The sequence below is a fragment of the Bacillus sp. WP8 genome, assembly GCF_000800825.1.
GTDB classification, from domain to species: Bacteria; Bacillota; Bacilli; order Bacillales; family Bacillaceae; genus Bacillus; species Bacillus safensis.
This window is the reverse complement of the sequence record NZ_CP010075.1, coordinates 1,622,311-1,637,048: the sequence shown is the minus strand read 5'-3', so window position 1 is coordinate 1,637,048 and position 14,738 is coordinate 1,622,311. Positions and strand designations below refer to the sequence as shown.

16 protein-coding genes are annotated in these 14,738 nt (G+C 42.0%); all 16 read right to left on the bottom strand.

Annotated elements, in window-relative coordinates; all coding sequences use genetic code 11:
- Nucleotides 1-55: 55 nt before the first annotated feature.
- Complete coding sequence (dpaB, locus tag QR42_RS08105) at nucleotides 56-649, bottom strand: dipicolinate synthase subunit B (protein ID WP_039178677.1); 594 nt, start codon at nucleotides 647-649, stop codon at nucleotides 56-58.
- On the bottom strand, nucleotides 646-1,548 hold the full coding sequence (gene dpaA, locus QR42_RS08100; protein ID WP_039178673.1) for a dipicolinic acid synthetase subunit A: 903 nt from the start codon (nucleotides 1,546-1,548) through the stop codon (nucleotides 646-648). Before dpaA ends, dpaB begins: the two co-directional genes overlap by 4 nt.
- Nucleotides 1,549-1,866: 318 nt before the next feature.
- Nucleotides 1,867-2,139 carry a YlmC/YmxH family sporulation protein gene (locus tag QR42_RS08095; protein ID WP_024424130.1) on the bottom strand — a complete coding sequence of 91 codons (273 nt, stop codon included), beginning with the start codon at nucleotides 2,137-2,139 and terminating at the stop codon, nucleotides 1,867-1,869.
- A gap of 66 nt (nucleotides 2,140-2,205) precedes the next feature.
- Nucleotides 2,206-3,132: an aminoglycoside phosphotransferase family protein gene (locus QR42_RS08090; RefSeq protein ID WP_039178670.1), complete on the bottom strand. Its 927-nt coding sequence runs from the start codon at nucleotides 3,130-3,132 to the stop codon at nucleotides 2,206-2,208.
- Nucleotides 3,133-3,206: 74 nt separating this feature from the next.
- A complete protein-coding gene (locus QR42_RS08085; RefSeq protein ID WP_039178666.1) occupies nucleotides 3,207-4,436 on the bottom strand; it encodes a M16 family metallopeptidase in 1,230 nt (409 codons plus the stop codon).
- 33 nt (nucleotides 4,437-4,469) lie between these two features.
- Nucleotides 4,470-5,423, bottom strand: a complete 954-nt coding sequence (locus QR42_RS08080; RefSeq protein ID WP_039178663.1) for a polysaccharide deacetylase family protein — start codon at nucleotides 5,421-5,423, stop codon at nucleotides 4,470-4,472.
- 124 nt (nucleotides 5,424-5,547) lie between these two features.
- Nucleotides 5,548-7,665, bottom strand: a complete 2,118-nt coding sequence (gene pnp, locus QR42_RS08075) for a polyribonucleotide nucleotidyltransferase (RefSeq protein ID WP_024424134.1) — start codon at nucleotides 7,663-7,665, stop codon at nucleotides 5,548-5,550.
- A gap of 181 nt (nucleotides 7,666-7,846) precedes the next feature.
- On the bottom strand, nucleotides 7,847-8,116 hold the full coding sequence (gene rpsO, locus QR42_RS08070; RefSeq protein WP_008354438.1) for a 30S ribosomal protein S15: 270 nt from the start codon (nucleotides 8,114-8,116) through the stop codon (nucleotides 7,847-7,849).
- Nucleotides 8,117-8,256: 140 nt separating this feature from the next.
- The gene (ribF, locus tag QR42_RS08065; protein ID WP_039178659.1) at nucleotides 8,257-9,222 is read right to left on the bottom strand and encodes a bifunctional riboflavin kinase/FAD synthetase; all 966 of its coding nucleotides are present in this window, start codon (nucleotides 9,220-9,222) and stop codon (nucleotides 8,257-8,259) included.
- Nucleotides 9,223-9,239: 17 nt separating this feature from the next.
- On the bottom strand, nucleotides 9,240-10,169 hold the full coding sequence (gene truB / locus QR42_RS08060; RefSeq protein WP_039178656.1) for a tRNA pseudouridine(55) synthase TruB: 930 nt from the start codon (nucleotides 10,167-10,169) through the stop codon (nucleotides 9,240-9,242).
- Between the two features lie 68 nt (nucleotides 10,170-10,237).
- Nucleotides 10,238-10,588, bottom strand: coding sequence for a 30S ribosome-binding factor RbfA (rbfA, locus tag QR42_RS08055; protein ID WP_039178653.1), 351 nt, complete (start codon nucleotides 10,586-10,588; stop codon nucleotides 10,238-10,240).
- Nucleotides 10,589-10,605: 17 nt separating this feature from the next.
- Entirely contained in the window at nucleotides 10,606-10,884 is a 279-nt protein-coding gene (locus QR42_RS08050; protein ID WP_024424137.1) for a DUF503 domain-containing protein, read from the bottom strand.
- Nucleotides 10,881-13,001 carry a translation initiation factor IF-2 gene (gene infB, locus QR42_RS08045; protein ID WP_039178650.1) on the bottom strand — a complete coding sequence of 707 codons (2,121 nt, stop codon included), beginning with the start codon at nucleotides 12,999-13,001 and terminating at the stop codon, nucleotides 10,881-10,883. Before infB ends, QR42_RS08050 begins: the two co-directional genes overlap by 4 nt.
- 19 nt (nucleotides 13,002-13,020) lie before the next feature.
- The gene (locus QR42_RS08040; protein WP_039178647.1) at nucleotides 13,021-13,323 is read right to left on the bottom strand and encodes a YlxQ family RNA-binding protein; all 303 of its coding nucleotides are present in this window, start codon (nucleotides 13,321-13,323) and stop codon (nucleotides 13,021-13,023) included.
- Nucleotides 13,316-13,600 (bottom strand): RNase P modulator RnpM, encoded by a 285-nt coding sequence (gene rnpM, locus QR42_RS08035; protein ID WP_024424139.1) that lies wholly within the window; start codon nucleotides 13,598-13,600, stop codon nucleotides 13,316-13,318. The genes QR42_RS08040 and rnpM overlap by 8 nt, the downstream gene beginning before the upstream one ends.
- Nucleotides 13,601-13,615: 15 nt before the next feature.
- Nucleotides 13,616-14,731 (bottom strand): transcription termination factor NusA, encoded by a 1,116-nt coding sequence (gene nusA / locus QR42_RS08030; RefSeq protein ID WP_024424140.1) that lies wholly within the window; start codon nucleotides 14,729-14,731, stop codon nucleotides 13,616-13,618.
- Between the last annotated feature and the right edge of the window lie 7 nt (nucleotides 14,732-14,738).

Below are 14,738 nucleotides of genomic sequence, written 5' to 3'. Positions count from 1 at the left end.
AAAGCAAGGCTTGAAGCATCTTTTTTGAATCTTTCATGATTTTCTAGTGAATCTATTATTCGTTTGGTCCAATTAAAATCGGCTGAATTTGTCTATGCTGGAGTGCCTCTTCTACTGTTTGAGATAGCAGATCCATATTTGCGACCATAGAGGTCGGTTTTTTGAATGGATCATCTTGGCCAAACGGAATAAAGAAAATATTCTTTGTCGACATCAGCCTCATCAGATTTGTACCATTTAAGCCTAACGCATCGTTTGTTGAGATACCTAAAACAACAGGTCGATGATTTCGAATGGTCGCTTTAGCAGCCATTAAAACAGGACTGTCTGTCATGGCATTTGCAAATTTCGCCATTGAGTTTCCAGTTAAAGGAGCAATGACCATACAATCAAGCGGCAGCTTAGGTCCGAGCGGCTCTGCTTTCACGATTGAGTCAATCGCTTGAAATCCAGTCAGCTTCTCAATCCGCTCGATCCACTCGGCTCCCTCTCCAAATCTCGTATTCGTGCTCTGCACCGTGTACGACACTACTGGACGCACCTCTGCCCCTTCTTTTACAAGCGCTTCGATTTGCGGAAAAACGGCTTCATACGTACAGTGGGAACCTGTTAAACCAAAGCCGATTCTTTTCCCTTTTAATGTTGTCATGATTCCATCCCCCTTTTTTCCTCCGCAAGTTCACATAAAAGCCCGGAAAGCACTTTTGCAATGATTTGTCCTGCTGTCTTAGGTGCAACAATCCCCGGGAGTCCTGGTGCAAGAAGTGCCTTTACTCCGTGCTTTTGTGCAAAGTCAAAGTCTGTTCCGCCCGGGCGGGAGGCGATATCCAAAATGAGTGTCTTTGGTGTCATACTGACGATGACAGATGAATCTAATACAAGACTTGGAATGGTATTGATGATAATATCAACGTCCGTTACTTCTTCTTTTAACCGGTCCATTGAAAATGGATCAAGCCCCATCTCAAAGGCCCTCGCTAAATGTGCCGTGTCTGCCGCCCCTACTTTTACGTCTGCCCCTAGTGCCCGAAATGTGCGGGCAATCGTGAGTCCTGTTCTTCCAAGTCCGAGAACAGCGACATGTGACCCGTGAATCGTATAGTCCGTTTGCTGAATGGCCATCATGATAATCCCTTCAACTGTTGGAATAGAGTTATATATGGCAATATCATCTCGCTCAAACAGCTTCACAAGCTTCCGGTTCACCTGCTTTGCCAGATTGTCTAAGTACGTATTTGAAATACCTGAGTACAAGGTACAATGGGCAGGGGTTCTTTCTAAATATTTGGCTTCCAGCAAGACCTGCTCGTTTGAAAAAACTGTAGCAACAGCGCCTTCATCCGTTGCTCCTGATACTGGCAGGATCATACTGTCTACTTGTTCGAATGGAAGTTCAGACATTTTCAGCTTTTCAGCACCGATAAATCCATGATCCAGCTGATCAAATCCGACCAAAAACACTTTGGCATGCTGCTGTGACAACTTGCGAATAATTTCAAGCTGCCTTGCATCTCCCCCGATCACCGCAACCGTTAAACCGCTCAACATACTGACCGTTCACCTTCTTTATTTAAAAAAGTCTGTAATATTTTCTGAATCTCCCTTTCAGCATATGAGGAGAGGATTCAGCCTGTGAACGAATCAGAGAGAGAAAAGAAAAAGAGCACCCATGTGGGTGCTCTTAGATTGTTGACAAAGGGCTAAAAGGGTTTTCTTTTAGCCCTTTGTCTTCTATTCAGCGTGATAGAAAACCTTTGAAGTCTAGGAAGGACGAGCACCGGAGTGGAGCGAATTTAGCATTCGTGAGCACCGGAGCGCAGACCTGACAAAGAATGCGAGGGTTTGTCTACACGCTGAGAGCACCCGTTATTGTGGGTGCTCTTTTTCTCCGTGCGGCTGAAGTTCTTCAGGCACATCGAGAATGATCATATCTGATCCTATTTTTTGAATGTGATTCCACGGGACGCGGATGTCATTTCCTTGTTTTCGAAAGCCAAACCACTTCACGGAAGGTATAATGAGTGCTGTAATTTGACCGTCCTGTTCATTGATTTCAAGGTCGGTTTGTCCAAGCACGCCAAGCCGCTCCGCTCTTTTAATATCGACGATCTCTTTTCCTGACAGTTCACTCAGCCTCAAAATCGCATCACTTCCCTTCCGTATCATATATGCATCAAAAGGAAGAAATAGACCGTCCTGCTCTTTTCAAGTTATGTGATGCGAGTTGGTATACCAAACAGGCTTAAGTTGATGAAAGCAATTATGATCTGTCAGCATTCTCTCCACTCGGTTCAACATGTCTTTTACATGTCCCGGATCATAGGAAAGTGTCCAGACAATAGAGGAAAAGCAGCTCATTGCTGTATAGATGGAAAAAAGAAGCCAAAAATTATTTGTGGACTGCTTACTCACGTATTGATCCAATTGTCCAGCTGAAAACGGAATGCTGCTTTCTCGACTAAATAAGGACAATTTATAAAAATCATGAACCGGATCTCCCCAGTCGGATTGATCGAAATCAATCACACCGGCATACTGATTACCTTGTATGATAATATTCCCTAAATGAAAATCATCATGCTGGAACTGGTTAGGTCTCTCTTTTACCTCATCAGCATGCGACTTGATAAAATCTAATACAAACTGATCATTGGGAAACGACAAGCCACTTGATTGATAAGCATGTACATACCGTTCATGTTTTGCCATGACTTTCTCATCCCATGGACGAACATGAGAAGGTGCATGACATGTATGCATCAAACTTAGCTCTCTGCCTGCCCGCCTCCCGATCTCATACTGCTCTTCATTCGTGAGTAGATGGATGGAATCTCTACCAATCTCGCCTTCAATATAGGAGAAAATACGATAGGTACAGTTTAGTTCAGCACTTATTCCAATCTCAATCACTTCAGAACAAAGAATCCCTCGATCTTTAAATTTCCGCTGAACTGATGCTTTTCTTTTAAAGCGGGAATACGTTTGAATGTCCGATAACTTAAGCACCAGCTTTTCACTAGATGATATTGTAACCAAAAAGGTACGATCTCCCGAAAAACCAGATGTCATTCGTTGGAAGGAAATAGATTGTGTCAGAAGTGGAGAAAGCTGTTTCAGTTTTTCAAGTTCCATGAAAGCAGAACCCCTTTCTTCTTTACCTACAATAAAAACGGCAGACTTTTTTTGAATCTGCCGTGTTGTTTACATTATGATGGCTGATCACCCGTCGGACTAATAAGCGAGAGCGCGTAATCTTCTGTAAAGATGCGTTTAGATAAGTTATTCACGCCGTCTAATGTGACGCTGTTGATTTCGTCAATAATTTCATCGAGTGTCCGATGTTTGCCAAGGAGCAGTTCGTTTTTACCGTTTCGGCTCATTTTGCTGTTTGTGCTTTCAAGGCTCAGCATAAGGTTGCCTTTCATTTGCTCTTTAGAGTTCTCTAGTTCTTTCTGCGTGATTCCCTCACGCTTTAAGACGTCTAATGTTTGTAAGATGGTCTCAGAGAGCAGGTTTAGCTGCTTCGCCCCAGTTCCGCCATAAATCGTCAGCATTCCATTATCTGCAAATGAACTATGATAGCTGAAGACGGAATAAGCAAGTCCTTTGTCCTCTCTTACATCTTGGAATAATCGGCTGCTCATGCTTCCGCCAAGAACATTATTTAAGACGATTAAGTCATAGATGCCTTTATCTCCCGCTGGAAGGCCATTAAAGCCCAGACATAGGTGCGCTTGTTCCGTTTCCTTTTTGCGTGTGAGCTTGTCATAATGAAATGCTGGGGCTTCTACAGGCTGCTTTTTCCCTTTTCCTTCATAAGAGCCGAATAGCTTTTCAACCTCACGAATAAAGGTTTCATCTACGTTCCCTGCAACAGAGATCACAACGCGGTCCGGCGTGTAGAATTCATCCATATATTTTCTAAGTGAGTCTCCGTTAAAGGTAGAAAGTGTTTCCTCTGTTCCTAAAATCGGATATCCTAATGAATGTTCACCATAAATGGCTTTGCTTAATAAATCATGAACGATGTCATCAGGTGTATCCTCATACATTTTAATTTCTTCATACACCACATTTTTTTCTTTTTTCAGCTCTTCTTCATCAAAAGCAGAGTGAAAGAACATGTCGCTTAATACATCGAGGGCGTAGCCAGCATGTGAATCAAGCACCTTTGCATAGTAGCAAGTATATTCTTTTGATGTAAAGGCATTCACTTGACCACCAATGCGGTCAAAGGATTCTGCGATATCACGTGCAGATCTTGTCTTTGTCCCTTTAAAGAACATATGCTCTAAAAAGTGTGAGATTCCATTAATTTCAGGTGTCTCATGTCTAGAGCCTGTTCCAATCCAGACGCCAATTGCGACAGACCTTACAGTGGGATTGTTTTCGAGTACAATTCTTACTCCGTTTTGGCAAGTATACGTTTTGACCAAGTTTTGCTCCTCCTATTCAACAAACAGATCGCATCACGGATGTCTTTTTTCACTTAGGAGGTCAGAAACCGTCCCTAATTCATATCCTCTTTCCTTGATTTGAGTGATAAGTGCGTCAAGACTTTTGGCCGTTGCATCTGTTGGATGCATTAATATCATCGCCCCATTGTGAATTTTCCCAAGCACCCGCTTTTGTAAAATAGCCGGTGATGGCTTTTGCCAGTCGATGGTGTCTACTGTCCACATAATGGTTTCCATGCCTTCTTGTTTGGCAAGCTTAACTGTTTCTTCTTTAAAGCTGCCGCTTGGAGGCGCAAACCATTTTGGTTTCTTCCCAAGGGATTCTTCAATTTGGCGATTTGTTTTCGTTATCTGCTCTAATGCTCGTTCTCTTGTCAGTGTGCGCATATCTGGGTGATTGTATGAATGATTTCCAATTTCATGACCATCTGCCACGATTTTTTTAGCAAGCTCTGTGCTTTTTTTCACCCATTTGCCTTCTAAGAAAAAGGTCGCCTTGACTTGATGCTTTTCCAGCGTCTTTAACATGTTGATTAAATGCTCGTCACCCCAAGCTACGTTGATGAGGAATGCATTCATTTTTTTATCTGGATGGCCTTTATAAATGGGCTCAGCACCAAGTTCATGTAAATGAATAGATGGTTTTGTTTCATTCAAAACAAGCAGCTTTTCATCGAATGACCCTTGTTTCTTCATTTTTTCATAAGAAGCATCGATATCAACTGTCTGTCCATTTAAGCCAGGTATCTTTTTCCACACTTTATCAATCTTAGCATTTTGCGCCTTTACTTCATAGTCAGAAGACTTCGATTCAATCTCCTGATATAAAATATCTTTTGAAACAGATGCTACCTCGGCATGCTCTTTCATTGATTCAATATATGTAACAGCAGCCGGCTGCTTCATCGTTTGATATGACACGAGCAGTAAAAATACAAACACAATGAATGGTAACGTTTTTTTCAATGGTTGTCCCTCCCCTTTACCACAAATTATGATGGGGAGAAACAAGCTAGAACTATTGTTAGCGCAAGAAAAGAAAGAAGCCTGGCACGGATACCTGGCTTCTAACACATTTTATTTGATCTCATTAAGACTGCTTTTCTTCTTTTTCCTTTTCTTCACGTAAAACAGCTTTCCGAGAGAGGTTCACACGGCCTTGTTTATCGATTTCAGTGACCTTGACAAGTAATTCATCGCCAAGTTTCACAACATCTTCTACTTTGCCCACACGCTCAAGCGCAAGCTCAGAAATATGAACAAGTCCATCTTTTCCGCTGAAGATTTCAAGGAAGGCACCGAATTTTTCAATGCGTTTGACTTTACCTAGGTAAAGCTGTCCTACTTCAACTTCTCTCACAAGATCTTCAATGATTTTCTTCGCTTTTTGGTTCATATCTTCTTCTGTAGAAGAAATAAAGATTGTACCATCTTGTTCAATATCGATTTTTACACCGGTATCTTCAATGATTTTATTGATTTGTTTACCGCTTGGTCCAATGACATCGCGAATTTTATCCGGATTGATTGTCATCGTTAAGATTTTTGGTGCATAACGAGACAATTCTCCTCTAGAAGCAGGAATCGTTGACAGCATGCTGTCTAGGATTTCCATTCTTCCTTTTTTCGCTTGTTGAAGAGCTTCTTCTAAGATGTCTTTTGATAGACCATCGATTTTGATGTCCATTTGAAGTGCTGTGACACCTTTTGATGTACCTGCAACTTTAAAGTCCATATCTCCAAGTGCATCTTCCATTCCTTGAATGTCTGTCAGCACTGTGTAGTATTCCCCTGATTTCACAAGTCCCATTGCAATCCCTGCAACTGGTGCTTTAATTGGAACACCCGCATCCATCATCGCAAGTGTGCTTGCGCAAATACTTGCTTGTGAAGTAGACCCGTTTGATTCTAATACCTCTGAAACAAGGCGAACCGTATAAGGGAAATCTTTTTCGGATGGAATGACTGGTTCTAGTGCACGTTCACCTAGTGCGCCATGTCCGATCTCACGGCGGCCTGGACCGCGCATTGGACCTGTCTCACCAACACTGAACTGCGGGAAGTTGTAATGGTGCATGAAGCGTTTTGATTCTTCAACACCTAGACCATCAAGAATTTGCACATCGCCAAGTGCACCTAATGTACAAATACTAAGCGCCTGTGTTTGTCCTCTTGTAAATAAGCCTGAACCGTGCGTTCTTGGCAGGAGTCCTACTTCTGAAGAAAGTGGGCGGATTTGATCTACACCGCGTCCATCTGGACGTACTTTCTCTTCAGTGATCAGACGGCGAACTTCGTTTTTGACAAGCTTGTTTAATACATCTTTCGCTTGTTTAATCGTTGCTTCGTCACGTTCTTCTGCTTCAAACTTCTCAACTACAGCTTTTTTCACAGCACTAATTGCATCCTCACGCGCATGCTTCTCATGTACTTGAATCGCTTTCAGCAGGTCTGCTTCAGCAAGGGCTTTTACTTCGTCTGCTAACGTTTGATCTACTTCATATAAAGGAATATCGATTTTTTCTTTACCGACTGCCTTCACAATTTCTTCTTGGAATTCGATTAAGCGTTTGATTTCTTGGTGACCGTACATGATCGCTTCAAGCATTGTTTCTTCCGGTACTTCATCAGCACCAGCTTCTACCATGTTGATCGCATCTTTTGTTCCAGCAACCACAAGATTGATGTCACTTTGTTCAAGCTGCTCCACATTTGGGTTAATGATGAGCTTTCCATCCACTCGTCCTACTGTAACGCCGGCGATTGGTCCCTCAAATGGAATGTCAGACACACATAAAGCTAAAGATGAGCCAAACATTGCAGCCATTTCAGATGAGCAATCTTGATCCACACTCATGACGATACTAATGACTTGTACTTCGTTTCTAAATCCATCTGCAAACAGCGGACGAATTGGTCTGTCAATTAAGCGGCTTGCAAGGATCGCCTTTTCACTTGGACGGCCTTCTCTTTTAATGAAGCCGCCAGGAATTTTACCTACTGCGTATAGTCTTTCTTCGTAGTTCACAGTGAGCGGGAAGAAATCAAGTGGTTTTGGTTCTTTAGAAGCTGTTGCTGAGCTAAGCACAGCTGTATCTCCGTAGCGTACGAGGACCGCTCCGTTTGCTTGCTTTGCAAGCTGGCCAGTTTCAACTGTCAGTTGACGTCCAGCCCAGTCTATGGTGAAGACATGTTTCTCTTGTCCCATTCTGAGATAAACTCCTCTCTTATCGTAAAGTTTTAGTTAGTTCTTATTATGAACAAAATGATTTTCACATATCAATGTGAAAGCTGTATGTAGAAGGGTTTTTGCCATTCTTTCAACATTTTAACCATAAAATATTAGTGATTATACGATAAAAAAGCGGGAATCCTCCCGCTTTTTACGATTATCGACGTAAGCCTAGTTTGTTAATTAACTCACGGTAACGAGTTACGTCTTTATTACGTAGATACGTAAGAAGATTACGACGTCTACCTACCATTTTCAAAAGACCGCGACGTGAGTGGTGATCTTTCTTATGAGTACGTAAATGCTCGTTCAAGTTGTTAATTGATTCTGTTAGGACAGCGATCTGAACTTCTGGAGATCCAGTATCAGATTCGTGTGTTTTGAACTCATTAATTAATTGCGTTTTACGCTCTTGAGTAATTGCCATCCTGTTTCACCTCCAAATCATGTTAGCCCCATCTACCTCGCAACCGTCGGTGAAGTCGGCCTGCCAAGTAAGTGGTTTTAAAGCTACAGGAATTATCATACTAAAAATATGCTGAATTTGCAAATGGTAGAGCAGTTTTTCTATATTTTTTTTGTTTGCTTGTGTTGATCTTGAAAAAACTGAATCGCTTCTTCTTTATCTTGACTAATTTGAGCCGTCAGCTCCTGAATTCCGTTAAATTTACGTTCACTGCGTATGCGCTTGAACCATTGTAATTTAATCGGCTGGCCATATATTTCTTCGTTAAAATCAAAGAGGTTTACTTCAATGGCAGGCTGATCAGGTCGCTTTTCATAAAACGTTGGTTTATACCCAACATTACAAACGCCGTCATATACTTTGCCTTTCACTTCTGCTCTTACAGCATATACCCCTGTTGGCGGAATAATGTATTCAGCAGATAAGCCGACATTAGCTGTCGGAAACCCGATCGTCCGTCCGCGTTTGTCTCCATGGATGACAATGCCGCGAAGCTGATAAGGTTTTCCTAGAAGCTCGCTCACATATTCAACATCCCCATTTTTTAATGCGGAACGGATGAGAGTGGAGCTGACTTTTCGGTCTTGATTGGACAGCTTAGGGACGATGGTTGCCGTGATACGGCCTTTTCCATATTCATCAAACGTTTCCATTGTGCCTGCACCAAAACGGCCAAACGTAAAATCAAACCCCGCTACTGCGTGCTTCACATTCAATTCATCCAAATATTGATCCACAAACTCTTGAGGAGATAGAGCTGCAAAGCTCTCACTGAATTGTACGATGTATAAATAGTCAGCGCCCAGCTGCTTGATAAAATCAATTTTATCCTCAAGCGGTGTAATTAAGTCTTTTGGTTCCCGTGCCTTTTGCAAAACATGTGATGGATGCGGATGAAAGGTCATGACCGCTAAGGCCAATCCTTCTTTTTTCGCAATGCTTCTTGCTTCATCAATGACTTTTTGATGCCCGAGGTGAACACCGTCAAAGTACCCTAAAGCCATGACAGACGGGACTTGATCCTTTTGATTCAATGTATGTGGGTGTGAAATATGTATAGTCTTCACGAGATGTCACCTTTTCTTTAAGATTGCTTGTCCTGAGATAAGATCTTCGCCGGCTTCATCAGGTTCGGTTTGGTCGGGTGCTTCATATATATCGCCAGACAACGACCTGAAGGAGCAAAAACAGCGACACGATCCTCCTCTGCGAAATGAGCAAATTCATCAGGCATTGGCAGGACTGCACCGTTTTCCACTTTACTTGCTAATGTATCATTTATCTCCCATTTCGGCAAATGATTGAGCGCACGCTCGATCGGAACAAGGTGCTCATCTACAGTTCCTTCCTCGCTTATCTCTCGCAGCTCATCCAGCGTGATACATTCATCAAGTGTAAAATCACCAGACCCTGTGCGAATGAGGTGTGACATGTGGGCTGGAAACCCTAGTTTCTTCCCGATATCAACCGCTAATGTTCTCACATATGTTCCCTTTGAGCATAGTACGGTGAATCTAAATGACACGCTGCCATCCTCATATGTGACAGGTGTAGTCCGCTCGATACGATGAATAGTAATTTCACGGGCCGGACGCTCAATTTCAATGCCTTCTCTAGCATATTCATAGAGCTTTTTCCCGCCAATTTTCACAGCAGAAAACATGGGAGGAATTTGTTCAATGGTTCCTTCAAACTGCTTCAGCGCCGCATCAATGTCTTTTTCTGAGATCGGTTTTTCCACTTTTTTTTCTTCTACGATCTCACCTGTTTGGTCTTCTGTTGTTGTAGAAAAACCAATCGTGATTTCTGCATCATATGTTTTCGATTTATCTGTTAAGTATTCTACAATCTTCGTTGCTCTTCCGATACAAATAGGCAGAACACCTGAAACCTCTGGGTCGAGGGTGCCTGTATGTCCGACTTTTTTTGTGTGCAAAATTTTTCTTACCTTAAACACACAGTCGTGGGAGGTCATACCTCTTTCTTTATGTAATAAAAGAACACCATTTATCATCTGCGTTCTCTCCTTTCATAAACGATGAAAAAGGACAGACGATCATCGCCTATCCTTATTTCAACGTCTTATTCTTGATCTTTTGTGTTTAATTCAGCAATCAGGCTTTCAATTCTGTTTCCGTAATCTACGGATTCGTCGAATTCAAAATGAAGTTCTGGTGTTTTGCGAAGTCTGATTCGATTGCCAATTTCAGAGCGGATGTACCCTTTAGCCTTTGCAAGGCCTTTTAAGGTTTCCTCTCTTTTCTTCTCGTCGCCAAGAACAGAAATGTAGACTTTGGCAATTTGCAAATCACCGGATACTTCGACATCGGTTACAGTCAAAAAGCCGATTCTTGGATCTTTTAGCTTTCTGCCTAGAATGTCGCCCAATTCTTTTTTCATTTGCTCACCCACACGGGTTGCTCTCATACTCATGATCTTATCACCTCTAATTAAAACCACTCAGTTTTCGTGATCGTTCGTTCAATTTCTGGAAAAGAATCGATAAAGCTTAATACACGCTGAAGTTCCTTTTCCACTTGAACCCGAGATGAGGAAATCACGGCGATTCCAATTGATGTACGCTGCCATGTATCCTGGTAATCCATTTCAGCAATGGTTACATTGAATTTATGACGCGTTCTTGTCAATATACGCTGAAGAACCGCACGTTTTTCCTTCAGTGAGGATGCATCATAGATCATGCACTCACATTCGGTATAACCGATCATTTTCTTTCGATTTCTTGCATAACGAATGATTCCATAACATCACCTTCACGGATATCATTGTATTTCTTAATGGTAATACCACATTCATAGCCTTGTGAAACTTCTTTCACATCATCTTTAAATCGTTTTAATACGTCAACTTCGCCTTCGAAAATAACGACGCCGTCACGGATTAAGCGGATTCCGCTATCTCTTGTAATCGTTCCTTCAGTCACATAGCCGCCAGCAATTGTACCGATTTTAGATACTTTAAACGTTTGACGAACTTCAACTTGACCGATGACTTTTTCTTCATATTCAGGGTCAAGCATCCCTTTCATCGCAGCTTCAATTTCATCGATGACTTTATAGATAATGCGGTGCAAGCGGATATCTACGTTTTCTGTTTCAGCTGTGCTCTTCGCATTTCCATCAGGGCGTACGTTAAAGCCGATTACGATGGCATTAGAAGCACTTGCTAAAATGATGTCTGATTCTGTAATCGCTCCAACACCCGTATGGATGATTTTCACTTTTACGCCTTCGACTTCAATTTTTTGTAGAGCTGCCGTTAATGCTTCAGCAGAGCCTTGTACGTCTGCTTTCACGATCAAGTTGATATCTTTTACGTCACCTTGTTTGATTTGCTCAAATAGGTCGTCTAGAGATAATTTTGCTTTGTCTGAACGCTGTTCGTCCAGCTGTTTAGAAGCACGCGCCTCACCAACTTGACGAGCTGTTTTTTCATCTTTGAATACGAGGAACTGATCCCCTGCATTCGGTACATCGTTTAAACCAGTGATTTCAACAGGTGTAGATGGTCCTGCTGTTTTCACGCGGCGGCCGATATCATTGACCATTGCACGTACACGGCCAAATGTATTTCCGACAACGATTGGGTCACCTACTTGAAGGGTACCTGTTTGAACAAGAAGGGTTGCAACAGAACCTCTTCCTTTATCAAGCTCAGCCTCGATAACAGTCCCTTTTGCCGCACGATTTGGGTTGGCTTTCAATTCTGCTACTTCGCTGACAAGAAGGATCATTTCGATCAATTCGTCAATGCCTTCACCTGTTTTTGCAGATAGTGGCACGAAGATCGTTTCCCCGCCCCAAGCTTCTGGTACAAGACCATGCTCAGTTAATTCCTGCATCACGCGGTCAGGGTTTGCTGTTGGTTTGTCAATTTTATTGACAGCGACAATGATTGGCACTTCTGCCGCTTTCGCATGGTTAATCGCTTCAATTGTTTGCGGCATGACACCATCATCTGCTGCAACAACCAGAATTGTCGTATCGGTTACTTCGGCACCACGTGCACGCATCGTTGTAAATGCTGCGTGTCCAGGTGTATCAAGGAACGTAATTTTTTTGCCGTTTTCTTCGATTTGGTATGCACCGATATGCTGCGTAATTCCACCTGCTTCGCCTTCGACGACTTTTGTCTTACGAATGCTGTCAAGAAGAGTTGTTTTCCCGTGGTCAACGTGTCCCATGATCGTTACAACTGGAGGGCGTACTTGCATATCTTCTTCTTTATCTTCAACTTCATACTTTTCAAGTTCAGTTTCTTCTAAAATAATGACTTCCTCTACTGGAACACCATATTCAGAAGCGATTAATTCAACTGTATCTTTGTCAAGTTCTTGGTTGATCGTTGCCATGACACCAAGCATCATCAGCTTTTTGATGATTTCAGCTGTTTCTTTTCCAAGCTCATCAGCCAGCTGGCCGACGGTCATTGAATTTGTAAATTCAATTTTTTCAGGAAGCTCTTTTTTAGGCTTCACAGGTCTAGCTTGCTGATGCTGCGGTTTGTTATTTCCACCACGTTTATTTTTGTTTTTATTTTGGTTGTTGTTTTTTTTGTTTTTATTAAATTGATTATTCTGCACGTCATTCTTCTTTCTATCATTGTTTTTGTTAGATGATTGTTTTTTTTGTTCTGCGGGTTTCTCGTTAGTTGTCTCTTTTGCTTTGGCTTTTTTATAGATAGCGTCTAGCTTTTTCACAGTGTCGTCTTCAAGCGTCGCCATGTGGTTGTTCACTTCCACGTTCATATCCTTAAGCGCTGCTATAATATCTTTACTTGAAACATCTATGGCTTTTGCGTATTCATATACTCTCACTTTAGCCATTCGTTCACCCCCAAATAAATTAATCGAGCAAGCTTATGAGCTTCTTAGCGAAGCCTTGGTCAGTGACAGCGACAACTACGCGAGCTTCTTTCCCAATAGAACGTCCGAGAACGGAACGGTCTTCAACTTTTCTAACCGGAACATTATAAAATTTGCATTTGTCAGATACCTTTTTTTCTGTGTTAGGTGAGGCATCTGCTGCAAGAAGAACCAGCTTAGCACGCGCATGTCTAATTTCTTTGATCACCAGATCTTCTCCTGACACGACTTTACGAGCTCGATTTGCTAGACCAAGCAAAGGATACCATTCAGATTCATTCATTAGGTTTTTTCACCTTTTCAGCTAGTTCTAGTAATTCTTCAAATATGTGTTCGTCAATCTGTGTCTGAAATTGCTGCTGTAAACTGCGTTTGTTCTTTGCCGCAAGAATGGTTTCTTTATCGAGAGAAAGGTAAGCCCCGCGTCCGTTCATTTTTCCAGTAGCGTCAACTGACACTTCTCCTTCTTTCGAACGAACAACACGGATCAGTTCTTTCTTTGGTTTCATTTCTCCCGTCACGACGCATTTTCTAAGCGGGATTTTTTTTCGGCTTTTCACCTTTTATATCACCTCTTATTCGTCAGATTCCTCAGCTACTGGTTCAGCCTCTAAGAAAAGAGATTCAGAGTCTTCAGTTCTTGGGAAAATACCGAGTTCCCTTGCATCTGTTTCGCTTTTAATGTCAATTTTCCAGCTGGTCAGCTTCGCTGCAAGACGAGCATTTTGACCTCTTTTACCAATCGCTAATGACAGCTGATAATCAGGGACAATGACTGTTGTCGCCTTGTCTTCTTCATTCACAATGACATCAAGTACTTTTGATGGACTCAGCGCATTGGCAACAAATTCAACCGGGTCATTAGACCAATGGACAATGTCAATTTTTTCGCCTTTTAGCTCATTGACAATTGCTTGTACACGCTGACCTTTTGGTCCAACACAGGAGCCAACTGGATCAACATCAGGATCATCTGTACGAACAGATATTTTAGAACGGTCTCCAGCTTCTCTAGCAACCGATTTAAGCTCTACAGTACCATCATAAATTTCTGGTACTTCAATTTCAAATAAACGCTTTAAAAGACCTGGATGTGTTCTAGACACATAAATTTGTGGCCCTTTTGTTGTTTTTTCTACTTTTGTAATGAACACTTTAATGCGGTCATGAGGTTTGTATTCTTCATTTGGCATTTGTTCATTGACAGGAAGAAGGGCTTCGATTTTGCCAAGTGACACGTAAATGAATTTACTGTCAATTCGCTGAACGATTCCCGTCATAATGTCTTCCTCGCGGTCGATAAACTCAGTGTAGATCACACCACGCTCTGCTTCTCTCACTCGCTGCGTCACAACTTGTTTCGCTGTCTGAGCTGCAATGCGTCCGAAGTCTTTTGGTGTGACTTCAATCTCAACGACGTCACCCACCATGTAATTCGGGTTAATATTGGCTGCATCATCTACAGAGATTTCAAGGCGAGAATCATACACTTCATCTACAACATCTTTTCTTGCGAACACACGAATCGTTCCCGTTTCGCGGTTTAAATCAACACGAACATTTTGTGCTTGATTAAAATTACGCTTATATGCAGAAATGAGTGCAGCTTCTATCGCTTCAATTATAATTTCTTTACTAATACCCTTCTCTTTCTCAAGAACAGTCAGGGCATCTAACAACTCACTACTCATTTTTATG

Coding starts and splice junctions, on each gene's coding strand:
- dpaB (WP_039178677.1), bottom strand. CDS start 649: ATGACAACATTAAAAGGGAAAAGAATCGGCTTTGGTTTAACAGGTTCC.
- dpaA (WP_039178673.1), bottom strand. CDS start 1,548: ATGTTGAGCGGTTTAACGGTTGCGGTGATCGGGGGAGATGCAAGGCAG.
- QR42_RS08090 (WP_039178670.1), bottom strand. CDS start 3,132: ATGGAACTTGAAAAACTGAAACAGCTTTCTCCACTTCTGACACAATCT.
- pnp (WP_024424134.1), bottom strand. CDS start 7,665: ATGGGACAAGAGAAACATGTCTTCACCATAGACTGGGCTGGACGTCAA.
- rpsO (WP_008354438.1), bottom strand. CDS start 8,116: ATGGCAATTACTCAAGAGCGTAAAACGCAATTAATTAATGAGTTCAAA.
- truB (WP_039178656.1), bottom strand. CDS start 10,169: ATGATAAATGGTGTTCTTTTATTACATAAAGAAAGAGGTATGACCTCC.
- rbfA (WP_039178653.1), bottom strand. CDS start 10,588: ATGAGTATGAGAGCAACCCGTGTGGGTGAGCAAATGAAAAAAGAATTG.
- QR42_RS08050 (WP_024424137.1), bottom strand. CDS start 10,884: ATGATCGGTTATACCGAATGTGAGTGCATGATCTATGATGCATCCTCA.
- infB (WP_039178650.1), bottom strand. CDS start 13,001: ATGGCTAAAGTGAGAGTATATGAATACGCAAAAGCCATAGATGTTTCA.
- QR42_RS08040 (WP_039178647.1), bottom strand. CDS start 13,323: ATGAATGAATCTGAATGGTATCCTTTGCTTGGTCTAGCAAATCGAGCT.
- nusA (WP_024424140.1), bottom strand. CDS start 14,731: ATGAGTAGTGAGTTGTTAGATGCCCTGACTGTTCTTGAGAAAGAGAAG.